This window comes from Paenimyroides aestuarii, assembly GCF_024628805.1.
In the GTDB taxonomy this organism is placed as follows: domain Bacteria; phylum Bacteroidota; class Bacteroidia; order Flavobacteriales; family Flavobacteriaceae; genus Flavobacterium; species Flavobacterium aestuarii_A.
This window is the reverse complement of record NZ_CP102382.1, coordinates 2,369,714-2,393,728: the sequence shown is the minus strand read 5'-3', so window position 1 is coordinate 2,393,728 and position 24,015 is coordinate 2,369,714. Positions and strand designations below refer to the sequence as shown.

Annotated in this window: 28 protein-coding genes; 19 read left to right on the top strand and 9 right to left on the bottom strand. The window is 33.1% G+C overall.

Annotation, left to right across the window (positions count from 1 at the left end; translation table 11 throughout):
* The first annotated feature begins 27 nt into the window (after positions 1-27).
* Positions 28-1,683 carry an ABC1 kinase family protein gene (locus tag NPX36_RS11640; RefSeq protein WP_257498880.1) on the top strand — a complete coding sequence of 552 codons (1,656 nt, stop codon included), beginning with the start codon at positions 28-30 and terminating at the stop codon, positions 1,681-1,683.
* Positions 1,684-1,718: 35 nt separating this feature from the next.
* Positions 1,719-2,171, top strand: a complete 453-nt coding sequence (gene smpB / locus NPX36_RS11635; RefSeq protein ID WP_257498879.1) for an SsrA-binding protein SmpB — start codon at positions 1,719-1,721, stop codon at positions 2,169-2,171.
* Positions 2,172-2,208: 37 nt separating this feature from the next.
* Here smpB and NPX36_RS11630 read toward each other — a convergent pair whose 3' ends face one another.
* On the bottom strand, positions 2,209-2,742 hold the full coding sequence (locus NPX36_RS11630; RefSeq protein ID WP_257498878.1) for a hypothetical protein: 534 nt from the start codon (positions 2,740-2,742) through the stop codon (positions 2,209-2,211).
* 72 nt (positions 2,743-2,814) lie between these two features.
* Between NPX36_RS11630 and NPX36_RS11625 the strand changes: the two genes are divergently transcribed.
* The gene (locus tag NPX36_RS11625; protein ID WP_257498877.1) at positions 2,815-3,240 is read left to right on the top strand and encodes a hypothetical protein; all 426 of its coding nucleotides are present in this window, start codon (positions 2,815-2,817) and stop codon (positions 3,238-3,240) included.
* A gap of 2 nt (positions 3,241-3,242) precedes the next feature.
* Here the strand turns inward: NPX36_RS11625 and NPX36_RS11620 are convergent, their stop codons facing one another.
* The gene (locus tag NPX36_RS11620; RefSeq protein WP_257498876.1) at positions 3,243-3,887 is read right to left on the bottom strand and encodes a protein-L-isoaspartate(D-aspartate) O-methyltransferase; all 645 of its coding nucleotides are present in this window, start codon (positions 3,885-3,887) and stop codon (positions 3,243-3,245) included.
* 152 nt (positions 3,888-4,039) lie between these two features.
* Here NPX36_RS11620 and NPX36_RS11615 point away from each other — a divergent pair, with 152 nt between their 5' ends.
* From NPX36_RS11615 to NPX36_RS11545, 15 genes are all read left to right on the top strand, one after another.
* Positions 4,040-5,005, top strand: coding sequence for a Gfo/Idh/MocA family protein (locus NPX36_RS11615; RefSeq protein WP_257498875.1), 966 nt, complete (start codon positions 4,040-4,042; stop codon positions 5,003-5,005).
* Between the two features lie 44 nt (positions 5,006-5,049).
* Positions 5,050-5,937, top strand: coding sequence for a 3-hydroxyacyl-CoA dehydrogenase family protein (locus NPX36_RS11610; protein ID WP_257498874.1), 888 nt, complete (start codon positions 5,050-5,052; stop codon positions 5,935-5,937).
* Positions 5,938-6,194: 257 nt separating this feature from the next.
* Positions 6,195-7,409, top strand: coding sequence for a DUF1015 domain-containing protein (locus tag NPX36_RS11605; RefSeq protein WP_257498873.1), 1,215 nt, complete (start codon positions 6,195-6,197; stop codon positions 7,407-7,409).
* A gap of 46 nt (positions 7,410-7,455) precedes the next feature.
* On the top strand, positions 7,456-7,836 hold the full coding sequence (locus NPX36_RS11600; RefSeq protein ID WP_257498872.1) for a GxxExxY protein: 381 nt from the start codon (positions 7,456-7,458) through the stop codon (positions 7,834-7,836).
* A gap of 38 nt (positions 7,837-7,874) precedes the next feature.
* A complete protein-coding gene (locus tag NPX36_RS11595; protein WP_257498871.1) occupies positions 7,875-8,534 on the top strand; it encodes a YggS family pyridoxal phosphate-dependent enzyme in 660 nt (219 codons plus the stop codon).
* A 16-nt stretch (positions 8,535-8,550) separates the two neighbouring features.
* Positions 8,551-8,919, top strand: coding sequence for a hypothetical protein (locus tag NPX36_RS11590; RefSeq protein ID WP_257498870.1), 369 nt, complete (start codon positions 8,551-8,553; stop codon positions 8,917-8,919).
* A 103-nt stretch (positions 8,920-9,022) separates the two neighbouring features.
* On the top strand, positions 9,023-10,342 hold the full coding sequence (locus tag NPX36_RS11585) for an exonuclease domain-containing protein (RefSeq protein WP_257498869.1): 1,320 nt from the start codon (positions 9,023-9,025) through the stop codon (positions 10,340-10,342).
* 2 nt (positions 10,343-10,344) lie between these two features.
* Positions 10,345-11,193, top strand: a complete 849-nt coding sequence (locus NPX36_RS11580) for an ion transporter (RefSeq protein WP_257498868.1) — start codon at positions 10,345-10,347, stop codon at positions 11,191-11,193.
* Entirely contained in the window at positions 11,168-12,109 is a 942-nt protein-coding gene (gene miaA, locus NPX36_RS11575) for a tRNA (adenosine(37)-N6)-dimethylallyltransferase MiaA (protein WP_257498867.1), read from the top strand. Before NPX36_RS11580 ends, miaA begins: the two co-directional genes overlap by 26 nt.
* Positions 12,093-12,842, top strand: a complete 750-nt coding sequence (locus tag NPX36_RS11570; protein ID WP_257498866.1) for an acyl-[acyl-carrier-protein] thioesterase — start codon at positions 12,093-12,095, stop codon at positions 12,840-12,842. The genes miaA and NPX36_RS11570 overlap by 17 nt, the downstream gene beginning before the upstream one ends.
* Positions 12,839-13,246, top strand: a complete 408-nt coding sequence (locus NPX36_RS11565) for a hypothetical protein (protein ID WP_257498865.1) — start codon at positions 12,839-12,841, stop codon at positions 13,244-13,246. Before NPX36_RS11570 ends, NPX36_RS11565 begins: the two co-directional genes overlap by 4 nt.
* A complete protein-coding gene (locus tag NPX36_RS11560) occupies positions 13,243-13,848 on the top strand; it encodes a hypothetical protein (RefSeq protein ID WP_257498864.1) in 606 nt (201 codons plus the stop codon). The genes NPX36_RS11565 and NPX36_RS11560 overlap by 4 nt, the downstream gene beginning before the upstream one ends.
* Positions 13,849-13,916: 68 nt before the next feature.
* Positions 13,917-14,600, top strand: coding sequence for a cell division ATP-binding protein FtsE (locus NPX36_RS11555; protein WP_257498863.1), 684 nt, complete (start codon positions 13,917-13,919; stop codon positions 14,598-14,600).
* Positions 14,600-15,493, top strand: a complete 894-nt coding sequence (locus NPX36_RS11550) for a glycosyltransferase family 2 protein (RefSeq protein WP_257498862.1) — start codon at positions 14,600-14,602, stop codon at positions 15,491-15,493. The genes NPX36_RS11555 and NPX36_RS11550 overlap by 1 nt, the downstream gene beginning before the upstream one ends.
* Positions 15,486-16,412: a glycosyltransferase family 2 protein gene (locus NPX36_RS11545; RefSeq protein WP_257498861.1), complete on the top strand. Its 927-nt coding sequence runs from the start codon at positions 15,486-15,488 to the stop codon at positions 16,410-16,412. The genes NPX36_RS11550 and NPX36_RS11545 overlap by 8 nt, the downstream gene beginning before the upstream one ends.
* On the opposite strand, the gene NPX36_RS11540 is transcribed toward NPX36_RS11545, so the two are convergent.
* Positions 16,404-17,444 carry a glycosyltransferase gene (locus NPX36_RS11540; RefSeq protein ID WP_257498860.1) on the bottom strand — a complete coding sequence of 347 codons (1,041 nt, stop codon included), beginning with the start codon at positions 17,442-17,444 and terminating at the stop codon, positions 16,404-16,406. The two genes, NPX36_RS11545 and NPX36_RS11540, sit on opposite strands and share 9 nt — an antisense overlap.
* 40 nt (positions 17,445-17,484) lie before the next feature.
* Between NPX36_RS11540 and NPX36_RS11535 the strand changes: the two genes are divergently transcribed.
* The gene (locus NPX36_RS11535; protein ID WP_257498859.1) at positions 17,485-18,372 is read left to right on the top strand and encodes a glycosyltransferase; all 888 of its coding nucleotides are present in this window, start codon (positions 17,485-17,487) and stop codon (positions 18,370-18,372) included.
* Here NPX36_RS11535 and NPX36_RS11530 read toward each other — a convergent pair.
* The 6 genes from NPX36_RS11530 to NPX36_RS11505 all read right to left on the bottom strand — a co-directional run bounded on the left by NPX36_RS11530 (position 18,357) and on the right by NPX36_RS11505 (position 23,964).
* Positions 18,357-18,749, bottom strand: a complete 393-nt coding sequence (locus NPX36_RS11530) for a sugar 3,4-ketoisomerase (protein ID WP_257498858.1) — start codon at positions 18,747-18,749, stop codon at positions 18,357-18,359. The genes NPX36_RS11535 and NPX36_RS11530 overlap by 16 nt on opposite strands.
* Before the next feature lies 1 nt (position 18,750).
* A complete protein-coding gene (locus NPX36_RS11525) occupies positions 18,751-19,395 on the bottom strand; it encodes an LbetaH domain-containing protein (protein ID WP_257498857.1) in 645 nt (214 codons plus the stop codon).
* Positions 19,396-19,466: 71 nt separating this feature from the next.
* Complete coding sequence (locus tag NPX36_RS11520; RefSeq protein ID WP_257498856.1) at positions 19,467-20,939, bottom strand: lipid II flippase MurJ; 1,473 nt, start codon at positions 20,937-20,939, stop codon at positions 19,467-19,469.
* Complete coding sequence (locus NPX36_RS11515; protein ID WP_257498855.1) at positions 20,939-21,922, bottom strand: glycosyltransferase family 2 protein; 984 nt, start codon at positions 21,920-21,922, stop codon at positions 20,939-20,941. The genes NPX36_RS11520 and NPX36_RS11515 overlap by 1 nt, the downstream gene beginning before the upstream one ends.
* Positions 21,923-23,020 carry a DegT/DnrJ/EryC1/StrS family aminotransferase gene (locus NPX36_RS11510; protein ID WP_257498854.1) on the bottom strand — a complete coding sequence of 366 codons (1,098 nt, stop codon included), beginning with the start codon at positions 23,018-23,020 and terminating at the stop codon, positions 21,923-21,925.
* On the bottom strand, positions 23,017-23,964 hold the full coding sequence (locus tag NPX36_RS11505) for a FemAB family protein (protein WP_257498853.1): 948 nt from the start codon (positions 23,962-23,964) through the stop codon (positions 23,017-23,019). The genes NPX36_RS11510 and NPX36_RS11505 overlap by 4 nt, the downstream gene beginning before the upstream one ends.
* Positions 23,965-24,015: the final 51 nt, after the last annotated feature.

Below are 24,015 nucleotides of genomic sequence, written 5' to 3'. Positions count from 1 at the left end.
TTATACCTTTTGGTCAACAAAAAAGCTATGAATCAAATCAAAAAAATAAAACGTATTGGCAACGTAATCAGTATTTTATCTAAATATGGATTCGATGATATTATTGCGCGTACCAGTGCAGAAAAATTTCTGCCCAAAGGTTTCCTAAAATCAAAACGCGGCGAAGAAATTTTTAAACTCGGCGTTTATAAGCGTGTGCGTTTAGTGTTGGAAGAATTGGGACCAACGTATGTGAAGCTCGGACAAATGTTCAGCAACCGCGAAGATATTCTGCCACCAGAAATGATTGCCGAATTAGCCGAACTGCAAGATAATGTGCCGCCTGAAGATATAGATATATTCCAAAAATTGGCAGACGAACTTTTAATTGATCCTCAAGAACAATTTGAATATATCAACCCTACTCCTATTGCATCTGCGTCTATTTCGCAAGTATATGTGGGGCGATTGATTAACGGTGAAAAAGTGGTGATTAAGGTTAAGAGAACCACTATCGAAGAAATAATTCGGTCGGATATCATGATCATGAAAGATTTGGCAAATATTCTGGAAAAAAATTATGATACTGCCCGAAAAATGAGTTTAAAACAGCTTATAAATTCGTTTGAAAACAATATGTATCGCGAATTATCGCTGACCAATGAACTGCATAATATAGAAAAATTCCGCAAAAATTTCGAAAACCGCACCGAAGTATATGTTCCGCAAACCTATAAAGAACTATCGAACAATAACGTGCTTACCATGGAATTTGTGGAGGGTTTCAAGGTGAACAATAAAGAAAAAATCATTGAAAACGGCATGCTGCCAAAAGATGTGGCGCAAACAGGCATTGTTTTGTTTATGAAAATGGTTTTAGAAGATGGTTTTTTTCACGCAGATCCGCACCCGGGCAACGTGTTTATAATGAACAACCAAAAGTTTTGCTTTATAGATTTTGGTTCTATGGGGCAGATTATGAAAGGCGATATGGCATTGTTAGAAGAAATTATTGAAAGTTTTATGATTCAAGATGCCAAAAAAATCATTCGTCTTACCAAACGTTTGGCAATTGAATATCATATTGAAGATGAAAAAACGTTGGAACGGGAAATTTACGATATTTTTCACATGCTGGAACACACCGCTTTGAACGAGATTAACGTGAACGATATTGTGGCAAAAGTAAAATCGATTATGGCAAATAATCATGTGTTGATGCCGGAATTTATCTATTTGCTGATGCGTGGAATTTCAATCATTGAAGGAATTGGCAAGCAGTTAGACCCTGAGCTAAACGTTATGGAAAGCATGCGCCCATATGCAAATGAATTGGCTTTAAAAAAATACGGTCCCAAACAAATTGCACAAAAATCAATAAAACATTTAAAAATTTTGGCAGCAAATATGCAAAACCTGCCCGATGATTTAACCGTTTTATTAGAGAAAATAAAAGATGATAAATTAAAGATCAATTTTGAAGTACAGGGCTTAGAAGATGTTCGAAAAACCCTGCAAAATGCATCAAACCGGTTAACGTATGCCATTATCATTGCTGCTTTGTCAATTGGCTCGTCTATTTTAATGATGGCTCATATTCCGCCGCTGTTCTACGGAAATTCGTTTTTAGGTTTGATAGGTTTTATCATTTCAGGCATTTTGGGCATCGTTATTATTTATTCCATTTGGAAAAAAGACAAATAGTTTTACAAAACACCAACTTTTAGTACATTTGCACTATGCAGAAAAATATCAACATATTAAACAAACGTGCCAAATTTGAGTTTGAGTTTATTGAAAAATATACGGCTGGAATTGTTTTGGCAGGAACCGAAATAAAGTCCATTCGTTTGGGGAAAGCATCTATTGCCGACAGTTTTTGTGAGTTTCAAAACGGTGAATTGTTTATGATTAATTCGCATGTAGAAGAATATTCGTTCGGAACACATTACAACCACAAAGCAAAAAGCGAACGCAAACTGCTTTTAAACAAAAAAGAATTAAAATCGTTAAATAAAAGTGTGCAAAACAAAGGTTTAACCATTGTACCACTGCGTTTGTTTACCAACGAAAAAGGCTTGGCAAAAGTTGAAATTGCTTTGGCAAAAGGTAAAAAACTATACGATAAACGCGAAACCATTAAAGACCGCGAAAATAAAATTAGTTTAGACCGCTTGAAGAAAGCTTATTAGGAAACTAATAAGTTTTTTTTGATTTTACTGACAATATCTAATTTTTAAATAATTGATTTTTTATTTGTTTGTAATCTCTTTCAAATAAATCATTATCGGTGTGAAAAGAAACATTCAAAGTAGAATCTTTGGAAAATAAATGAACATTATCACCTGCATTGCTACCAACTTTCTCAGTTATTTTTCCTTTCATAATAAGAAGAAATAAATTTGAAAGGTATTTTTTATCTTTCTGGGTTAAAAGAATAGGTGATTTCTCGTGAAATCTCATTGAATCTCTCCAAATTCTATTTGAGTCACAATCCATATCAAACCAATAATATTTTAAATAGGTACTATCTTTATGTGTTTGGTAAATTTTATAATATTCTTGAGGTCCTCCCCATTCACCACACTTATCTAACATTATATAGCATGTTAAAGTGTCATCTAAACTCATTTGTTCAAAAAATGCATTTTCATCGATAAAGAAACGATCTGAATATATGCCCATATCAGTTATTACCGATTCTTCTTTTTTACAAGAAAAAACAGAAATAGACAATAGAAAAAGACAGAAACTTATTCTCATATTTTCTTTCAAAGATATAAAAGCTCATTAAGAGATTGATAATTTTTTTTATTTTTGGAAAAAATATAACTTATGGATGATCAAAAAATTCAAGAATTAATAAATCAATTTGATACAGAAAAATTAAAGGAAAATGCCTATTTTGGGATTTTCCAATATGGTGGTGGTAATGACGAAAGTTATATAAAAGCCAATAAAGAGGGTTTACTTCTTTATTCAATGTACATGCTAATTGCTTCAAAAAATATTAATACTATTACAGACATATCAAAAGACAAAACAATACCTTTTGAACGATTTGTAGATTGGATTGATAAAGACTCATCAACAATAATTGGATATGTTGAGAAATATGAAGCTAATCCTAAAAAAGTAATAGAAAGAAACGACTCAAATGTCTTTCAAAAACTTATTCCAATTGGTTGTTTTTTACTTTTTATAATCTTTGGAGTTTGCTTTTTTGTTGGTTTAGGAGAAATAATTAGTTGGTTTTCGTAAACCTACCTATTCTTATCCTCCAGCATCGGTACAAACTTAAAATCGCCAAATTCGTGTTGCTCAAAATGCGTTTCCGAGGTTCTAATCAATAAAGTCATTACTTGAACAGCATCGCCAACAGGAATTACCAGCCTACCTCCTATTTTTAACTGTGCCATTAACGGTTGCGGAATAAAAGGCGCACCGGCAGTAACGATGATTCCATCGAATGGTGCGTCTTTAGGCAAGCCTTTGTATCCGTCGCCAAACGAAACCACACGTGGACGATAGCCTAATTTGGGTAATAAAACCGATGTTTTTCTGTACAATTCATTTTGGCGTTCAACCGTAAAAACTTTTGCACCCATTTTGCACAAAACGGCTGTTTGATAGCCCGATCCCGTACCAATTTCTAAAATTTTATCATCGGGTTTCACTTGCAATAACTGCGACTGAAAAGCAACGGTGTATGGTTGCGAAATAGTTTGTCCGGCTCCGATAGGAAAAGCAGTATCTTGATAAGCAAAATCATGAAAGCCCGATTCTAAAAACAAATGTCTTGGAATGGTATTCATAGCTGTGAGTACATTTTGGTCATAAATACCTTTTTCAGCTAATAGCTTTATTAGTTGATTTCGTAAACCTTGATGTTTTGCAGTGTCTTTCACCTTTTAAATCGTTTCTTAAGCATTCAAAATTACACATATTTTCAAAGTTAATGCAAGCTTTTATACAGAATATTTTTAACGGCAACGTAACTTTCAGCTAATAAATCACTTCGGTTTTCAAATATATTTTAACTTTGCAAAAAACATTCAGTATGTTAAAAATTGGCGTATTAGGCGCAGGTCATTTAGGAAAAATTCATTTGCGATTGTTAAATCAATCTTCAAAATACGAATTGGTAGGATTTTATGATCCTTTTAAAGAAAATGCTGCAAAAGTAGCGGCAGAATTTGGTTATAAAGCTTTTGATTCGATTACCGATTTAATTGCAGCGGTTGATGTGGTGGATATTGTTACGCCTACCCTTTCGCATTACGATTGTGCGGTGGAAGCAATTAAAGCAGGTAAACATATTTTTTTGGAAAAACCCATCTCGAATACGGTGGAAGAAGCCGAACACATTATTGAACTAGCAAAAGAATTCAATGTAAAAGGACAAGTGGGGCATGTGGAACGATTTAATCCGGCATTTATGGCTGTGAAAGATAAAATTCACAACCCAATGTTTATCGAAACCCATCGTTTGGCAGAATTCAATCCGCGCGGTACTGATGTTCCTGTGGTTTTAGATTTAATGATTCACGATATCGATGCCATTTTAAGTGTGGTAAAATCACCTGTTAAAAACATTCACGCAACGGGAACTGCCGTAATTAGTGATTCACCCGATATTGCCAATGCCCGAATTGAGTTTGAAAACGGTTGTGTTGCAAACATTACATCGAGTCGAATTTCAATGAAAAATATGCGTAAAGCTCGTTTTTTTCAAAAAGACGCCTATATTTCTGTTGATTATTTAGATAAAATCTGTGAAGTGGTGAAAATGAAAGATGCACCTGAAACTCCAGGCGATTTTGATTTAATTCTTCAGAATGCAGAAGGCGTTAAAAAGCAGATTTATTTCGATAATCCGTCTGTTCCAAGCAATAACGCTATTTTAGATGAGTTGGAAACATTTGCCAATGCCATTAACACTAACACCACGCCAATTGTAACCCTAGAAGACGGAACAGAAGCATTAAGAATTGCACATCGAATCATTAATTGTTTCGGTAAATAAATTAAATAAAGTATATTCGCATAAAATCGTATTAAAACATAAAAATGAAAAATATAGCTGTAATTGGTGCAGGAACAATGGGCAATGGAATTGCTCATACATTTGCACAAAAAGGATTTAAAGTTTGTTTAATTGATATTTCAGACAAAGCAATTGAGCGCGGAATGAACACCATTGTGTCTAATTTAGACCGTATGATTGCGAAAGGATCAATTACCGAAGCCGATAAAAAAGCTACTATTGAAAACATCATTACTTATACCGATATTAAAGACGGTGTAGTAAACGTAGATTTGGTTGTGGAAGCTGCTACCGAAAACATCAACCTAAAATTAAACATCTTTAAAGAATTGAGCGAAGTTTGCAGAGAAGATGTTATTTTGGCATCAAACACTTCTTCTATTTCCATCACACAGATTGCAGCGGTTGTTAAAAATCCGGAACGCGTTATTGGTATGCACTTTATGAATCCGGTGCCTATTATGAAATTGGTAGAAATTATCCGTGGGTACAACACCAGCGACGATGTTACCAAAAAAATCATGGATTTATCATTGGCTTTAGGAAAAACACCAACCGAAGTAAACGATTATCCAGGATTTGTTGCAAACCGTATCTTAATGCCTATGATTAACGAATCTATCGAAACATTATACAACGGTGTTGCAGGTGTTCAAGAAATTGATACGGTTATGAAATTGGGAATGGCACACCCAATGGGCCCCTTACAATTAGCCGATTTTATTGGTTTAGATGTTTGTTTATCGATTTTAAACGTAATGTACGATGGCTTTAAAAACCCTAAATATGCACCGTGTCCGCTGTTAGTAAACATGGTTATGGCAGGAAAATTAGGTGTGAAATCGGGCGAAGGTTTTTACGATTATTCTGAAAGCAAAAAAGCAGAGAAAGTTGCAAAAATGTTTTCATAATCATATAGAAAATTAATTTTGAAAGACGATTGAACAATGTTCAATTGTCTTTTCTGTTTTTTTAATAGATACATTTAGTACCTTTATAAATACTAATTTGAAATGTTTTGGCATTCTGAACTTGTTTCGGAATCACATCTTGAAATTTAAATAATGAGAAGCTGACCCGAACTTGCGAATTGAACGCAGTTAAACAAGTTCAGCTTAACAGTTACTGTACCATAACAGAGACTATTTATTAATTTGATTTTAAATAAATGGCAGATATAATTCCTTTTAAAGCAGTTCGTCCGGCGGCAGATAAAGTTTCGTTGGTCACTACGCGTCCTTATGATGATTATTCGGCAGCCGAACTGGCTTCGTGGCTCGATTTTAATCCGTTTTCGTTTCTTCACATCGTTAATTTGGCCTTTATCAATCAAGAAAAGATTGATCCGATACGCCGTTATAAAATGGTGGCTACAAAATACGAGGATTTTAAACGAGACGGCATCTTGATTAAAGACGAAAAGCCCGCAATGTATTTGTATCAAATCAAAACTAAAAAAAATAATTTTATAGGTATTTTAGCAGGAACATCGCTTCAAGATTATAAGGAAAACATCATTAAAAAACACGAAAACACCTTGCAATACCGCGTTGAAAATCTGAAAGATTATTTCAACGAAACCCGTTTCAATACCGAACCGGTTTTAATGATGTATCCAAATTGTGAAGAACTAGAGCAATGGATTGGCGAAAAAATGAATCAACCTGCCTTGTATGATTTTTCTACAACAAACCGTGAGCGCCATATTATTTGGAAAATAGATGCGGAAGGTGACTTAGATTTTATTCAACAAAGTTTCCAAAAAATGCCCAATTTGTATATTGCAGATGGTCATCATCGTTCGGCAACATCTAATTTATTGTTGAACGAAAAAGGGGTTGATGCAAGTGATAATATGAATTATTTTATGAGCTATTTAATTTGTGAAAAATTGATACAAATTAATGAATACAACCGCTTGGTTCATGATTTAAACGGTATGGAAACTGCCGAATTTTTATCTGTTTTGGAAAATGATTTTACGGTTGAAAAAGTACATGAATTTTGGAAACCTAACAAAAAATATACGTTTGGAATGTATCTAGAAGGCACATTTTATTCGCTTGCATTAAAAGAACTTCCTGAAAACGAACGCATTATCGATAGATTAGATGCTCAAATATTATACAAAAAAATATTAAACCCTTTGTTGAATATAAAAGATCTAAGAACCGATAGCAGAATTAGTTACATCCCAGGAAATAAAAATATCATTGAATTGGTAAACAAGGTAGATAATGGGGAATTTAAAATTGGTTTTATTTTATATCCATCAACAATAAGCGAAATAAAAACTCTTGCAGATAACGATTTAACTATGCCCCCAAAAAGCACCTATATTGAACCAAAATTAAGAAATGGATTAATAATTTACGAATTGTAGATTAACCACAAAAGACACAAAGATTTCACACAAAGGAAATAAAACTATGATTGAAAATGAATTATCTAATAAAGTTATTGGTTTTGCCATTGATGTTCATAAAGCCTTAGGTCCTGGATTGTTAGAAAGCGCCTATAAAGAATGTTTATTCTATAAAATTAAACAAGAAGGTATAAAGGTTGAAAAAGAAAAAGCAATGCCTTTGGTTTTTGAGAATGTAAAACTTGAGTGTGGTTATAGAATGGATTTATTGGTTGAAAATAAATTAGTAATCGAAATAAAAAGTGTAGATGCATTAAACGACGTACATTTAGCACAAACACTAACCTATATGAAATTAGGAAATTTCAAGCTTGGATTATTAATAAACTTTAATGTTGTATTATTAAAACACGGTTTAAAAAGAGTAATAAACGGCTCTTTGTAAACTTTGTGCAAAAACTTAAAAACTTTGTGGTAAAAAAAATGAATATAGCTGAAAACTTACAAAATATAAAAGATACTTTACCGGAACATGTTCATTTGGTAGCGGTTTCTAAAACAAAACCGGTTGCCGATTTGCTGGAAGCCTATAATGCAGGTCAGCGGATTTTTGGCGAAAACAAAATTCAGGAAATGACTGAAAAATGGCAACAAATGCCTAAAGACATCCAATGGCACATGATTGGCCACGTGCAAACCAACAAGGTAAAATACATGGCACCTTACGTAAGCTTAATTCACGGTGTGGATAGTTTAAAACTGTTGAAAGAGATCAACAAACAAGCAAAAAAATGGCGAAGAACCATCCATTGTTTATTGCAAGTATATATAGCCACCGAAGAATCGAAATTTGGTTTGGCACACGATGAATTGCTGCAATTGATACATTCCGAAGAATTCAAATCGCTAGAACATATCAAAGTAATTGGATTAATGGGAATGGCATCTTTTACAGAAAATCAGGATAAAATTCGTTCAGAATTTCAATCTCTAAAAGATATTTTCGATTATTTACAGCCTTACCAATTACCCAATTGTCATTTTCAGCAACTTTCTATGGGAATGAGCGGCGACTATAAAATTGCTATTGAATGCGGAAGCACTATTGTTCGCATTGGAAGTTCAATTTTTGGAGGGAGGTAATTCAAATATTCACCAGATGAAAAAAATTAAAAATTTTGTTTTAAGTATTTTACTTACTGTAATATTCCTTTTTGCTTTAAAACAATTGATTCCAGTTTTAAACCTTGATGGATACTCCGGACTTCTACTGAATACACTTCTTGTTGAAGAAACAAAATTTTCAGAAAATTATTCTCATAAAAAATTTTTGAAAATTAAAGAAGGAATGACAAAAGAAGAAGTTTTAAAAATAATTGGTAATCCAATTGTTGAATGGAATCCACAAAATGATATCGATGCCTTACAATACTCTGAATCACCTTCTAGTACTCATTATAGATTAAGACAAGTTTATTTAAAAGATAATAAAGTAGCTGAACGTATTTCTTATTTTTATGTAGATTAAAGAATTTGTTAGAAAGAAAATCATTTTTAATACCATTAACATTTTTCGTATTTTAGCCTTTAATAAACCAGCCCACTTTTTAGAGGGCTGCCAAATCATTACAGTGTACGCAATTATAGATATAGAAACCACCGGCGGACAATTTAATAAAGAAGGCATTACCGAAATTGCCATTTATAAGTTTGACGGTGTTGAAATTATAGATCAGTTCATCAGCCTGGTTAATCCTGAAATTCCCATTCAGCCGTTTGTTGTAAAACTTACTGGTATAAACAACGCTATGCTACGTCAGGCTCCGAAGTTTTTTGAGGTTGCCAAACGCATCATTGAAATAACCGAAGGTTGTATCATTGTGGCACACAACGCATCTTTTGATTATCGGGTTTTAAAATTAGAATTTGATCGGTTGGGCTATAATTTTCAGAAATCTACGCTGTGCACTGTTGAAATGTCTAAGATTTTGTTGCCCGATGCAGAAGCGTATAGCTTGGGTAAATTGGTTCGCTCATTGGGAATTCCTATTGCTGATCGTCACAGAGCAAGCGGTGATGCTATGGCTACGTTGAAATTGTTCAAGTTATTGCTTGATAAAGATTTGGACAAGCAAATTGTGAAACAACAAATTAAGAACGAGCAACATCAGGGCATTTCACCAAAATTGTTCGATATTTTACAAAATATTCCTTCCACTGTAGGTATTTTTTATGTGCACAACGATAAAGGAAATATTATTTATATCGGCAAAAGCAACAATATCCGTAAAAAGCTCAATCAAATTTTTACTGCCGATTCCAAAATTGCCAAACGCATTCAAAAAGAAGTGTACACCGTTACATTTGAGGAAACCGGCAACGAATTAATCGCTTTGCTGAAAGAACGGGAAGAGCTGTTGCACAACAAACCGGTTTTAAATATCACACAACGAAAATCGCCTTTTTTGTGGGCAGTTTATCAAGAAAAATTAGACAGCGGTTACGAAACATTGAAAATTCAAAAATCAAACGGTCGTAAAAAAGCCCTACAATCGTTCAAAACCCAAAAAAATGCCGTACAATTTATCAACGATTTGTATCAAGAAAACGAAATTGTAGAACAGGTTCAAAACGCCCTTTCAGCTTCCGAACAAATCAACTATCCCACCGACATGCACAATACACTATTTAATGATTTATTGAGTAAAAATGAATTGCTGTGGAATAAAAAAATCATTATTTTAAAAGGAAGAACTATAAACGAAAAAAGTGCAGTGGTTATTGAGAATGGTATTTTTAAAGGCTATTGTTTTTTTGATTTGAATTATCAAGTATTGAATACCGATGTGTTGCAAAAGAAATTAATTCAACTGGTTTACACCAAAGATGTCTTAAACACTATAAAACATTATCTTTACACAAAAAAAGATTATAAATTGCTATCGTTCTAGGAATGAAAAAAGTAAAAAGCAAATACGAAATTCTTCGTCAGAAAATCTACATTATTATCTATGGCACAAGCACATTAGCAGGAAAAACATTTGATTTATTGCTGTTGGTGATCATTTTGCTTAGTGTGGTATTGATTATGATGGCAAGTATCATTAGATATGATGAGCTTTACCACGATTTTTTTGTAATAAGCGAATGGATTATCACCGTATTTTTTTCTATTGAATACATATTGCGCATCATTAGTAACAAAAAACCACTCAATTACATTTTTAGTTTCTACGGATTTGTTGATTTAATATCGCTTTTGCCCATGTATTTAAGTTTTTTTATACCTGGATCCGAAGCGCTTACTGTAATTCGCTCGTTAAGATTACTGCGATTGTTTGCTATTTTAGATTTAATTCCTTTCTTAAATCAATCTTCGCATATTAAAGAATCGTTGCGTGCCAGCATGAGTAAAATCATTGTTTTTGTGTATTTTATTTTTGTTATGTCTATAATTTTAGGAACAATAATGTACATTGTAGAAGGCCGCCACAATGGTTTTACCAATATTCCAAACAGTATTTATTGGTGTATTGTAACCATGACAACGGTTGGCTATGGTGATATTGCCCCAATCACGCCTGTTGGTAAAGCAATTGCATCGTTCATCATGATTATGGGTTATGGTATCATTGCAGTGCCAACTGGAATTGTAACCGCTGAATTGGCAAAAAACAGAAAAGGTAAAAAAAATCAGAAAAATTGTCCGCGTTGCAAAATGTATATTTATAACGAATATGCTAATTTTTGCTACAATTGCGGCGAAAAATTTATAGATGGAGCAGTTAAAATCAACAACTAACTACTTAATTGTAATCATTGGTGCCACTGCAATTGGCAAAACCGCATTATCCATAAAACTGGCAAATCATTTTAATTGCGCTATTGTATCGTGTGATAGCCGACAGTTTTTTAAAGAAATGACCATTGGTACCGCCGTTCCTTCCAAAGAAGAATTAGCACAAGCACCGCACTATTTCATTCAAAATAAATCAATTACCGAAGATTACAATGTGGGCGATTACGAAAAAGAAGCTTTGGCATTGTTAGATGAATTATTCATGCAAAACCATATACAAATTGTGGTGGGAGGTTCTGGTTTGTATGTAGATGCCATTTTAAAAGGATTTGATGATTTTCCGGAAGTTTCCAATGAAATAAAAGCCAAAATCGACCAGAATTACAACACGCATGGTTTTGAATATTTACAGAAAACCTTGCAGCAATTAGATCCCGATTATTTCCATTTTTTAAACGAAAACAATCCGCAAACGTTGCAAAACCAACAGCGCATGAAACGTTTTATCGGGGTATCAATCGCAGCACAAGCACCTTACTCTTCGTTTTTAAATCAACCTAAAAAAGCAAGAAATTTTGTTCCCATTGTGATTGGTTTAGAAGCCCCACGCGAAATAATGTACCAACGTATCAACCAACGCGTTGATGCAATGATGCAAAATGGTTTGCTACACGAAGTGGCTGGTTTAAAGGAATACCAACAATTAAACGCTTTACAAACAGTTGGTTACAGAGAGCTTTTTGATTTTTTTGATGAAAAAATTTCTTTAAATGATGCAATTGAAGAAATTAAGAAAAATACCCGCCGATTTGCCAAAAGACAACTAACTTGGTTTAAACGAAACGAAGATGCAAAATGGTTTTCGTATCAAGAATCTGTGCAAAAAATTATAAAACACATACATGCAATTACCCAATAAATTTTCATCGATTTTCAAAGGAACTTGTCACGTTACCATTGATAAATGCTCGGTAAATTCCAAAATCAGGTTTACCGATTTAATGAACATTTTGCAAGCACTTGCTGGTAAACATTCCGATTTGGGCGGCATGAGTTATTTTGATATGCAGAAAAACCATCAAGCGTGGGTGCTGAGCAGTATGCGTATCGAAGTGGAAAATTTACCGCAATGGCACGAAACAATTGAAATGGAAACTTGGATTGAAACATTAGCCGGTATCAAATCCATCCGCGATTTTGAAGTGTTTCTTAACGAAAAAAAAATTATAGGCATAAACAGTTTGTGGGTGTGTGTGAATACCAAAAAACGCAGACCCGAAGCCATTTTAATTGATCATTCGCATTTAGAGAAATTTCCCAACAAAAAACCAACAAATCAATCTTTTGCAAAAATAGATCTTTCAAAACCTGCCCAACTAATCGCAGAACACACAGTGGTTTATTCCGATTTAGATGCTTTAAATCACGTGAACAACGTAAAATACATCGAATGGTGTTTGGACTGTTTGCCTATTGAAATTCATCAGCATGCAAAAATTAAATCAATTGACCTGAATTACTTAAAAGAACTAACATTTAATCAAAAAGCTGCTATTTATTGTTGCAAAACCGAAAAAGAATTTTATTTTTATATCTGCGAAAATGCTACTATATGTTTTGCAATGCGTTTAGAATTAAATGAAAACTTATGAAAAAAATAGCTGTACTTTTTTTAGCCACAACTTTTATAGGTTGTAACACAGATATTTACGACGGCGATACTCGAATTATTGTTGAGGGAAAACTGATTTATAACAATGCACCTTTACAGGGCGTAGAAGTCAATGTGTATCCTGTGTACAATCAACCTACAAATGGATCAATAACGGCTCTGTATCCTAGCGAAATAAATATAAACAGCAAGTGGATTAGTGTTTCAAAAACAAAAACCGATGCCTCTGGAACAATTAGTTTTTCCATTCCTCGAAATGAAGAAACAAATGTATATGTAATCAGAATTACGCATAATAATGACTACCGTTATTTTGGATATATATCCAATTACAATACGAATAATTACTATGTGAATTTAGGTACTTTAAATTATTCATTATGAAAAAAATGGTTTCTTTATACTGCCTATTGATTTCGTTTTCAGGTTTTTCTCAGAACGAAAAAAATTCGAGTATTGATTTTTTTAACACTTTTCAAATGACACTGGGCTTTTCAAATCTAGCACCCAATAATAGTATGATGGGCGATGCACACAAAGTTGCATTTCCGTCGCTTCAAGGACGTTTGGCAATCATAAGCTACCAGCGATTTACGGTTGGAGCGCATTTAGGCTTTCAAAGAATGATGGTTAAAAACAACAACTATTTTGGATATTTTGAAAAAACCACCGTACTCACACCTGGTTTGTATGCAAGTTTCTACCAACCTATAAACGAACAAAGTATATTAGAACCTTATATTTCGTATGACAAATCACAATATACCAGCAATGGTTTTGGCAAAGAGCTGAATTCAGAAAGCAATGGTTTAGGTTTAGGAGTAGATTACTTGCATAAAATTGGAACCAATGCCTATTTTACATTTGGCATGAAATATTCCATCCATAAAATGCAAACCGATACAGCTCCAAATTGGGAAAAATACATGAATAACTATCAATTTTTAACAGCCAAAATTGGAATTACTTTTTCTAAAAACAGATGATAAAGTACATATTTTCCGATGGAATTTTTATTAACCCGTAACTTTTGATATTTTTACAAAAAAAATCTATGTCAACATCTATATTAAAACTACAAAACGCAAGCATTTTTCAAGAAGAAGAACCTATTTTAACAGATATAAATATCGATATTCAAAAAGGCGAATTTATTTACCTGATTGGTAAAACAGGTTCGGGAAAAAGTAGTTTAATGAAAACCCTTTATGCCGATTTACACTTGAAACAAGGAGAAGGTGTGATTGTTGATTACGATTTGCGTTCATTAAAACAAAGCGATATTCCTTTTTTAAGACGCAAATTGGGTATTGTTTTCCAAGATTTTAAATTGTTACCAGACCGCAATGTGCACCAAAACCTTTTGTTTGTGTTGAAAGCAACCGGCTGGACCAATGAAAATGATATGAATGCACGAATCGAAGATGTTTTAGACCGTGTGGGAATGTTGCAACATTTAAAAAAGATGCCGCATCAAATTTCGGGTGGCGAGCAGCAACGTGTGGCAATTGCGCGTGCACTTCTAAATGACCCTGAATTGATTTTAGCCGATGAACCAACAGGAAATTTAGACCCGCAAACAAGTGTGGAAGTAATGGAAGTACTGCAAAAAATTAATGAAAACGGTAGAACTATTTTAATGGCTACGCACGATTATGCATTGCTGTTAAAATATCCGGCAAAAACATTAAAATGCGACGAAGGTAAAGTTTTCGAGGTTGTTCAAAAAACCATTTAATGCTATCTGTACTCATACCTACTTTTAATTTCAATACGGTTTCGCTTGTTAAAGAAATTTATAAGCAGTGTGTGGAAGCGCAGATTACCTTTGAAATACTTGTTTTAGATGATGCTTCGTCTTTATATCTGACTGAAAATGAAGAAATAAACCGTTTTACTTATTGTTCGTATCGTGTTTTAAATCAAAATATTGGAAGAAGCAGCATTCGCAATTTATTGGCGCAAAATGCTGCTTTTGCTTATTTACTTTTTCTTGATGCCGATGTGTTGCCAGTGCATCAAAATTTTATTGAATCCTATGTAAATGAGATTTCAAAGGAAAGGTATCTTGTGGTTGGTGGCATTTGTTATCAACAGGCAAAACCTCCTAAAAAGGAATATTTGCGTTGGTATTACGGTTATAAAAGAGAAACAAAAAGTGCTGCAGATCGACAGAAAAATCCATACTACCATTTTTCTTCAGCCAATTTTTTAGTGCAAAAAAAACTGTTTTTAAGTATCCAATTTAATGTAGCTATTAAAAATTATGGGCACGAAGACACGCTTTTTGCTTTTGATTTTATGAAACATGCGCACCAAATTACCCACATTAACAATCAAGTTTATCATTTAGGCTTAGAAAGCAACGAAGTTTTCATTGAAAAAAGTTTAATTAGTGTAGAAAGTGCATGGTTTTTAAAAAAAAATGGACTAATTGATGATTCTTTCATAAAAATATTGGCATTTTACAGCAAATTGCAAAAGTTTAAAGTAATGAATTGGTTGATTTATTTTGTAGGAAAAAAAGCCGAGCCGTTTATCTGTAAAAATTTGGTAAGCGCGCAACCGTCGTTAAAATTGCTCGATTTTTATAAACTGTATCATTTGATAAAATTAAATCGAAATGCCTAGATTTTCCATCATCATTCCGCTGTACAATAAAGAAAAGTATATTCAACACACTTTAAAAAGCGTTTTGAATCAAACCTTTCAAGATTTTGAAATCATAATTGTAAACGATGGTTCCACAGACCAAAGTGTTGCATTGGTGAATGAAATAAACGATGTGCGCATTCAACTCATTCACCAAGAAAATCAAGGCGTTTCGGTAGCTAGAAATATCGGTATAGAAAATGCACATGCCAATTATATTTGTTTTTTGGATGCAGATGATTTTTGGTATCCGCATTTTTTGCAAACTTTTAATGATTTAATTGAAAAATACAGCGATTACGAAGTTTTTTCGGCTGCTTTTGAGGTAGAAACCAAGTGGAAAACGTTTGCATCGCTTTATTCAATTGATGCTTCTAAAACAGATTTGGTGGTAAATTTCTTTGATGCCAGTAAAAAAGAATGTGTAATTTGGACCTCTTGTGCCGTGTTTAAAAAATCTGTTTTTGAACACGTAGGAAATTTTGACACCACTATAAAAATTGCACAAGATACCGATTTGTGGATTCGAATTGGTATGCACTACCCTATTGTTTTTACATGGAATATTTTGGCTATTTATAAGCACGATGCAGAAAGTTTATCAAAAAAAACAGACGATTTAACCCATCGATTGAATTTTAAAAAGTTTGAAGAAGCAGAGAAAAGTAATCAAAAATTAAAAGCCTATCTTGATTTGAATCGCTATTTTGCTGCACTTCACAGCAAATTGAACGGTAACTACCAAAATTACAAATTGTTGGTTCAACAAATTCAATTGCGAAATTTACCCTTGCGAAAGCGTGTGCTGTTAAAAACACCGGCATTTATTCTACAAAACCTGGCGAAATTGCAACAATTATTAGTAAAATGGGGCATTAGTAAGTCGATTTTAAAATAAATCTCTTAGTAACATATCCCACTGCTTTATGGCATTTTCTTTAGAAAATTTTTCATTAAAGAGCTTGGTATTCTTCAATAATTCATTGTAAAGTTCTTCGTTGCGATACATTTTTTGAAGGGATTCTGCAAAAATGTCAAGCTGTTTTTCCACAATCAATCCGTTTTGCTGATGCTTCACTAATTCATAAACAGAATTGTTGAATGATGTAGTAATTACAGGTGTTCCATGTTGCAAGGCTTCCATTAAAACCAGCGGAAAACCTTCAAAATGACTTGCCAAAACCACTACTTTGGCATTTTGATAAAAAGGAGTAACATCGTTGGTGGCTGCATGTACCACAATTTTTTGTTCTAAATTATGATTTGCTGCAAACTGCTTGATTAGTGCGGCATCTTTACCACTGCCCACAAAGTGAAACTTTACGTTTTGTACATGCAATTCCGATAAATGATAAGCTTCTAACAAAAAAGTAAGGTCTTTTACATCATTTTCAAACCTACCTACAAAAAGGATGTCTTTTTTATCTTGGTTTTGATGAACCGCCAAATCATCAAAATAATGATACAAAACTTGATGCTTGGCTGTAATTTCTTTTGAAACCAATTGATCAATATATTTTGAAACGCTCACAAAAGCAGTTGTATGCTTATAAGCAAATTGGTTCAGCACCTTCCATCTATAAAAATAAAAATCAAAATGTGCACTGTGGATGAACTGTATTTTTGGAGTTTTTCGCAATAAAAAATCATACACTTTTTGCTTTAAAATGTTTGATTTTGTGCGATGATCCACAACCACATCAATTGCATTTTCTTTAATAAATTGGCTTATTAATAAAGGTTTTTTATAAGAAGAATAATTATTTAAACTAATCGTTTCAATATCTTTAAACTTGTATGCTTCATTAATCGCAATAATGAAAACCTTATGATTCATTTCTTTTAACAAATTTGCAGAAGCACGCACATAGTTTTGAATGCCGCCGAGCGTTAAATCTGTTACAATGATTAAGGTTTTTAATGTGTTCAATTGAATTCTTAATTTATATATTTGTAGAATAAACTTTTATATGTCGATACCTCTTGTTTCTGTAATTTGTATCTGTTTTAACCACGAAGCTTTTGTGCAACAAGCATTGCTTTCGGTGTTGAATCAAACCTATAAAAATATTGAAATAATTGTAATTAACAATGGAAGTTCAGACAATTCTGAAAAAGAAATTCAGGAAGTTGTTCAAAATCACCCCAAAATAAAGTATATAAAACGCAGCGAAACAATCAGCAATACCCAAGCTTTTAATTTGGGAGTTAAAAAATCTGCTGGAACTTTTTTAATTGATCTGTCTGCCGATGACTGTTTGTTGCCAAAATGTATAGAAAAACAAGTCGCTTTTTTTATGGAACAACCCGAAGAAGTGGGGATTGTTTTTGGAAACGCCTATCATATTGATGAGAATGGGAACCGCACAAAACCTTTTTTTGAAGTAGATAATAAAAATAAAGTAATTGATAAAGCACTTTTTAAAACCGATTATATTCGAATTTTAGGCGGTGGCAACATCATGTGTTCCGTAGCTTCTATGATCACTCGAAAACATTTTATGCTTTTAAATGGCTACAACGAAGAATTGTTTTTTGAAGATTTGGATTATTGGTTACGCCTTTCAAAAAAGTATAAAATTGCCTTTTTGGATGCCTTTTTGGTGGAAAAAAGATATTTAAAACAATCATTAGGCAATCAATTTTATAAAAATGATGAATTTTCACGTAAAATTAATCAATCGTTGCGAAGGATTTTTAAAGAATCTTTGACCAGAAACACCAGCAAAGCAGAACACAAAGCTTTGCTAAAACGCATTCATTACAGCATGGAGCAATCTTTTAAAAACAAACGCTGGATTGATTTGCTGAAATTCTGTATTATTGAATTGAAATGCCGATTTTATCTGCTTAAATAACTCTTGAATTCATTAAAATCGCGGATATAATCGTTTTCATCAAAAGCATCAGACGAAACAACCAAGCAAACTGCTCCTGCTGAGAAATTTCGCAATTCACGCCATGTATTCACAGGTACATATAAGCCTTCGTTGGGTTTAAATAAGTGATATACTTTTTCCTCACTTCCGTTGTTTAACACCACTTGAAAACTTCCCGCCACAGCAATAATAAATTCTTGTTGATTTTTATGAGCATGCCCGCCACGCTCTGCACCACTCGGCACATCGTATAAAAAATATACCCTATTGATAGCAAACGGAATGGTATTTCCCTCGATAACTGATAAATTGCCTCGTGGATCTTTTATTTTTGGCAGTGTAATTATTTTGCTCATTTTATAGTTTTATGGTTAAGTATTTTTCAAGTGCTTCTTTTTCACTTTCCCAATCGCGCACAATATGTTCTTTAATTAGTTTTGCGGGAATACCTCCAATCAGCACATTTTTTCCAAACGAACGGTAATCTTTATTCAGCAAAGAGTTTGTTCCAACTAAGCAATTATCTGCTGTGTGCGTGTTGCCTTTTATGGTTGATCGAGCTCCTATAAAATTGTAAGAACCAATGCTAATTTCTTTATCAAATGACAATTTTTCATGAGTAATACTATTTTTTATCGCATGAAAATTGGTATCGGTAATTAAACAATCGTTTCCAAATTGCACCCAATCGCCAATGGTAATACTTTTATAGCAAATAATCTCTGTTCTGCTGGCAAATGAATTGATGTGTCCTAATGTTAAAAGGGCATTTGATTTAATGTATAATTTTGTATCAATACCAAACTGAACTTTTCCATGAATTTGCAAAACACCATTTAGTACCGCCTCGCCTACTGCTCTTTTTCGTTTAAAAATTTCATAGGATTGTCCGAATCCAATCAACCCAAATTGAGGTTTTCCTATTAGCTGAATTTTTCCTTTAAATTGTAAAATTTTAAAACCACGATACACCACCACAGGAAACGCCAAAGCGTCTTTCAAAGCAAAGGCTTTTAAGTTTATTCTTAAAGTTTGAAACCAGTTAATGCTGAAAAAGTGTATCAATCTGCTAATCAAAATAATGCTTTTATTTTATTCAAAATTTTAGAATCTAGTAAATATTCATCTAACCTTTTAATACTGTAAATTAACGAAATTATCACAAACAACAAGGCAATAATATCAAAATATTGTCGGTTTAATGTATAAAAACAAACAATAATAAGAGCTGCGGCGCAAACTGCAAACAGCAAAAAAAGCTGATTGGCTTTTGTTAAACTAAACGCATATTTTTTTCGGATGTAGAAATAACAATAAACAGCTCCTAAAAAATAATTGACAAGCAACGCCAAACCAATACCAAAAAGTTGCATTTTATGGTACAACCAAATAGTGAGTATCACATTTAAAAAATCGCTTACTGCATTTATATAAAAATACTGTTTCCAGTTTTTATTCGATAAAAATAAATAGCCGGTGGAATAGTTAAATCCTTTAAAAATAATGGCTGCAAGTCCAAAAATAAGAATTTGATAAACCGGTTTGAATGCTGCCGAAAACAAAATACCTATTATAAATTCTCCCAATAAATAGAGCACTAATATTGCAGGAAGAATAAGTAATAAACAAATTTCAAATTGATTGTTTATCAATAAATTAAAATCACCCTCTTCTTCAATAACTTGAGTGAGTTTTGGGAAAAAAAATTTGCTGATTGCTATAAAAATAATTCCTAAATAGGACACTAAAATAATCAATCCGGCATTGTAGTAGCTTAAAACGGTTAAATCTATTTCTTTTAAATACAAGCGAATTATATATAGGGAAAGAAATCCTAAAACTACATTTACAGACAATAATCCACCCGATTGCATCAATTTCTTAAACTGCGCTTTTATTTCTTTATTGGTAACTGTGACCGAAACGCGTTGCACACCGCTAAATTTGTAGTATAGCAAATATGTTATAAACGCATTAACAACCATGGCAATTACAATTCCGTTTACTTTAAAATAGTAATATGCTACCAAAATAATAAGCGTGTTCACAATATTTACCAGAATATTGATTCGAATGAGTTTTTTGAAGTTTTGGCTACCTTCCAAAAAAATAATTTTACTTTGGGTGCCACTTGTGCAAACGAAATAGATGCTTAAAAGAACAAACCAAAAATAGTATTGATACGAATCAAACGTTAAAAAACTTAAATAATAAGCTCCTAAAATGGAGATAGCAGCCGCCAAAATACCACTGAACAAGCAAAATAGATTTATGATTTTTAATGTTTTGTGAAACGCTAAACTGTTTTTATCTTTAAAACCAGCAACTTCCCTGATTCCTGTAAAATTTATTCCAAAATTGGTAATAGAACTTATGAGTTGCGTGGTATTTTCTATCAAGCCCACCAAGCCAAAATTAGCCGCACCAAGAAAGTAACTCGCACCAATATTTGCTACTACTTTTAACAGCATACGGATAACCTCTACAATACCAAACAAGCTTGTAGCTTTAAATAGGGTTTTATAATGTGTGTTGCTATTTTTCATTAAATTTCACAACCAATAGCTGTATAAGATTTTTTGAATACTCTATACCAATTCTGCCAATTTACAATCAATGCTTCATCTGCTAGGTTGTTTTCAATCCAAGCGGAGGGCAAATCTGAAGAAAAGGCATCTATATCATACATTTTTTCATGGTACCACGCCTCATTTAAAATGCGATTCACTAAAAAAATATCTACTGTTTCACCCAAATTTTCTTTAGACATGAGTGTTGCTGTGGTTTTATATGTTGCTTTTAAAATTTCTTGCTTTGTGTGTCCTACATTAAACAAAATACCTCCATTTAGAAGTTGTGCAATTTGATTCAACTCATCAATAGCGCTTTGATTTTGTTGCCAACAAACCTTGTAATATCTCTTAGAAAAAACAGCTCCGGCCACAGAATATAATTGATAGTATTTTAAAAGCTCGTTATCAAAAGATACCAATCTTCGAGTAATGCTTCCTAATTTTAAAAAATTGGTTCTAAAGATTGCATCAAATAAAAATGCATTTTTAGTAAAAACAGTTGGTTGAACCAGATTAAAATAATTGTTTTCTGCAACTGTATTTTCAGAGATTAAAAGGCTGTTTTTTAACCATCTAAACTTAATCATATCTGTTTTTGAATCATACACATTTTTAGTGAATTCTTTGTAATTTACCGGAGTTGTAAACCACATATCATCTTCTAAAAGTATAAAATGTTCACTGCCTTTTAAAACTTCATCTCTCCAAAAATTGGCAGGAATAACTTTTTCCGGAACTATATTTGAAGAAATAGCTGCACTTTTTTGATTGTAATAAGGTGATTTTACAACTTCTACTTCTGGAAATAAATTTACAATTTTATCTAAATATTTTTGAGGTGTTCCATCATCTAAAACCACAATTCTTGCATCGAAATGTTGTAAAAAATGATATATACTGGCAATGGTACGATGCAGCAAATACGGGCGATTAAACGATTTTATATACACATCCATTTAAAAACCATTCATTTTTTCAATAATAAAATCTTGCTCATCAACCGTTAGCGATGGGTTCAGCGGAATACTCACAATTTGCTTGTGAACCAACTCTGAAATCGGGAAACGCAAATCATTTAATTCGCTCATTGCTTGTTGTTTATGAGGCGGAATAGGATAATGAATCAACGTTTGAATGTTGTGATCCATCAAATACTGTTGAAACTCGGCCCGATGCTCTACCCGCACTGGGAACACATGAAAAACATGCGCACTAAAATCATTTACAAACGGCAAAACAATCAACGGATTTACAATTTCTGTTAAATAACGTTTTGCAATGCCTTGTCTTTTCTTGTTGTCAAAATCTAAATCTGGTAATTTCAATCGCAAAAAAGCCGCTTGTAATTCGTCTAGTCGCGAATTGATACCTTTATATATATTGTGATACTTTAATTCAGAACCATAATTTCGCAAACTGCGCACACAATCAGCAAGTTGTGCATTGTTTGTGGTTATGGCACCACCATCGCCCAAACAACCTAAATTTTTGCCTGGATAAAAACTAAATCCGGCCGCATTGCCAATAGCACCGGCTTTTCTATCATTTGCCACCGCGCCGTGTGCTTGTGCTGCATCTTCTATTAGCAGCAATCCAAAATCTTTACAAAATGTTTGAATAGCCAACGCATCGGTGATTTGTCCGTATAAATGCACCATCAAAACCGCTTTGGTATTTTGGGTAACTTGCTGCTGCAACACATCAATTGTAAGATTATAATTTAAAAAATTAGTATCGACCAATTTCGGGGTTAAACCTGCATTTTGAATGGCTAAAATACAAGCAATATAGGTATTTGCAGGCACAATCACTTCATCGCCCGGTTGCAAAGCTCCTAATTCAATATAAGCTTTAAAAATTAACAGTAAAGCATCTAAACCATTACCCACGCCAATGCAGTGCGACACCTTGCAATAAGCTGCAAATTCCTGCTCAAATTTCAACACTTCATCACCTAAAATATAATGCCCTTTATCAAAAAAAAGTTTGGTTTTTGATAAAAAAGCTTCCTGATACGGTTGGTTTATTTTTTTTATGTTTAGATAAGGAATCATAGCCTAATTTGATAAATGTTTTGTGGATATGCACGGCATCCCAATTCTTTTTTCTGATTCATTAAACCAGGATTGACACCCTCGGGAAAAGAGGCATCAGTCGCGGTACCCATATCAAAAAAAGCAAAATTAAGTTTTTTAAATTTATGGATGAGTTCAATAAACAAAAAGTCCATAGCTCTTAATTTTTTTCCTAAAGCTGACGATGCACCGTATTGCGATTTAACAATAAATCCGGCATGTACAAACAACGTAATTCCTGCCACAATTTCATCCTTATAATAAAGGTTGCATTGAATGATATTTTTATTGAATTTTTTCTTTAAAGATGTAATTTCTTCCAACGAATGCAAAGGTTTTGTTTGGTATTTTTCGCTAAGCAATGGCTCTAAAATATTCTTCCAAAAAGGTTCAAATGCATCATCTTCCACCAATAAAAAATTATTTTTTGCTGCACGGTGATAGTGCTTTAATTTACTTTTAGAAATTTTAAAATCATTAAGGTTCACTTGAAAATTACTAGTTTGCTGAACTAATTTTCTATCAAGACTTAAATCATCATTCCACATTTGCCTTTGATAAGGCGCTGGCATTTCTTTAAAAATCAAATCGGTAAAACCTTTCACCGAAAGATAGTCTTTAATATGTTGCCAAAAAAAGGCATACGTTTCATCGGTGCAATGAGGCGCAATTAGCAATCCACCAAAAGTTAAACCCTGGTGTGAATATATCGTTTTATCTAAGACATTAGCGGGCAAAATGGCTTTTAAACTGCCCTTGCAAAAAAGCATCAGCGAAAAATCTTCGAATCGGTCTTTGTGATATTCCATAAAAACTCTATGAAACAAAAAAGTTCCATTTTCAGCATTATCAACAAAGGAATCCCAATCGTTTTTAAAACGATTTTCATACCGAACAATTTCTACCAAATCTTTTGTAATCATTATAACAACGAAATAAAGCAAAAACTATAACATTTCATAATGAAAGCTTAC

What these genes read in the sequence shown, in the direction of transcription:
- NPX36_RS11630 (WP_257498878.1), bottom strand. Translation starts at nt 2,742, where the DNA reads ATGAGAATAAGTTTCTGTCTTTTTCTATTGTCTATTTCTGTTTTTTCT.
- smpB (WP_257498879.1), top strand. Translation starts at nt 1,719, where the DNA reads ATGCAGAAAAATATCAACATATTAAACAAACGTGCCAAATTTGAGTTT.
- NPX36_RS11615 (WP_257498875.1), top strand. Translation starts at nt 4,040, where the DNA reads ATGTTAAAAATTGGCGTATTAGGCGCAGGTCATTTAGGAAAAATTCAT.
- miaA (WP_257498867.1), top strand. Translation starts at nt 11,168, where the DNA reads ATGGAGCAGTTAAAATCAACAACTAACTACTTAATTGTAATCATTGGT.
- NPX36_RS11590 (WP_257498870.1), top strand. Translation starts at nt 8,551, where the DNA reads ATGAAAAAAATTAAAAATTTTGTTTTAAGTATTTTACTTACTGTAATA.
- NPX36_RS11520 (WP_257498856.1), bottom strand. Translation starts at nt 20,939, where the DNA reads ATGAAAAATAGCAACACACATTATAAAACCCTATTTAAAGCTACAAGC.
- NPX36_RS11530 (WP_257498858.1), bottom strand. Translation starts at nt 18,749, where the DNA reads ATGAGCAAAATAATTACACTGCCAAAAATAAAAGATCCACGAGGCAAT.
- NPX36_RS11505 (WP_257498853.1), bottom strand. Translation starts at nt 23,964, where the DNA reads ATGATTACAAAAGATTTGGTAGAAATTGTTCGGTATGAAAATCGTTTT.
- NPX36_RS11565 (WP_257498865.1), top strand. Translation starts at nt 12,839, where the DNA reads ATGAAAAAAATAGCTGTACTTTTTTTAGCCACAACTTTTATAGGTTGT.
- NPX36_RS11545 (WP_257498861.1), top strand. Translation starts at nt 15,486, where the DNA reads ATGCCTAGATTTTCCATCATCATTCCGCTGTACAATAAAGAAAAGTAT.
- NPX36_RS11625 (WP_257498877.1), top strand. Translation starts at nt 2,815, where the DNA reads ATGGATGATCAAAAAATTCAAGAATTAATAAATCAATTTGATACAGAA.
- NPX36_RS11560 (WP_257498864.1), top strand. Translation starts at nt 13,243, where the DNA reads ATGAAAAAAATGGTTTCTTTATACTGCCTATTGATTTCGTTTTCAGGT.
- NPX36_RS11610 (WP_257498874.1), top strand. Translation starts at nt 5,050, where the DNA reads ATGAAAAATATAGCTGTAATTGGTGCAGGAACAATGGGCAATGGAATT.
- NPX36_RS11580 (WP_257498868.1), top strand. Translation starts at nt 10,345, where the DNA reads ATGAAAAAAGTAAAAAGCAAATACGAAATTCTTCGTCAGAAAATCTAC.
- NPX36_RS11570 (WP_257498866.1), top strand. Translation starts at nt 12,093, where the DNA reads ATGCAATTACCCAATAAATTTTCATCGATTTTCAAAGGAACTTGTCAC.
- NPX36_RS11605 (WP_257498873.1), top strand. Translation starts at nt 6,195, where the DNA reads ATGGCAGATATAATTCCTTTTAAAGCAGTTCGTCCGGCGGCAGATAAA.
- NPX36_RS11535 (WP_257498859.1), top strand. Translation starts at nt 17,485, where the DNA reads ATGTCGATACCTCTTGTTTCTGTAATTTGTATCTGTTTTAACCACGAA.
- NPX36_RS11550 (WP_257498862.1), top strand. Translation starts at nt 14,600, where the DNA reads ATGCTATCTGTACTCATACCTACTTTTAATTTCAATACGGTTTCGCTT.
- NPX36_RS11510 (WP_257498854.1), bottom strand. Translation starts at nt 23,020, where the DNA reads ATGATTCCTTATCTAAACATAAAAAAAATAAACCAACCGTATCAGGAA.
- NPX36_RS11595 (WP_257498871.1), top strand. Translation starts at nt 7,875, where the DNA reads ATGAATATAGCTGAAAACTTACAAAATATAAAAGATACTTTACCGGAA.
- NPX36_RS11640 (WP_257498880.1), top strand. Translation starts at nt 28, where the DNA reads ATGAATCAAATCAAAAAAATAAAACGTATTGGCAACGTAATCAGTATT.
- NPX36_RS11600 (WP_257498872.1), top strand. Translation starts at nt 7,456, where the DNA reads ATGATTGAAAATGAATTATCTAATAAAGTTATTGGTTTTGCCATTGAT.
- NPX36_RS11515 (WP_257498855.1), bottom strand. Translation starts at nt 21,922, where the DNA reads ATGGATGTGTATATAAAATCGTTTAATCGCCCGTATTTGCTGCATCGT.
- NPX36_RS11555 (WP_257498863.1), top strand. Translation starts at nt 13,917, where the DNA reads ATGTCAACATCTATATTAAAACTACAAAACGCAAGCATTTTTCAAGAA.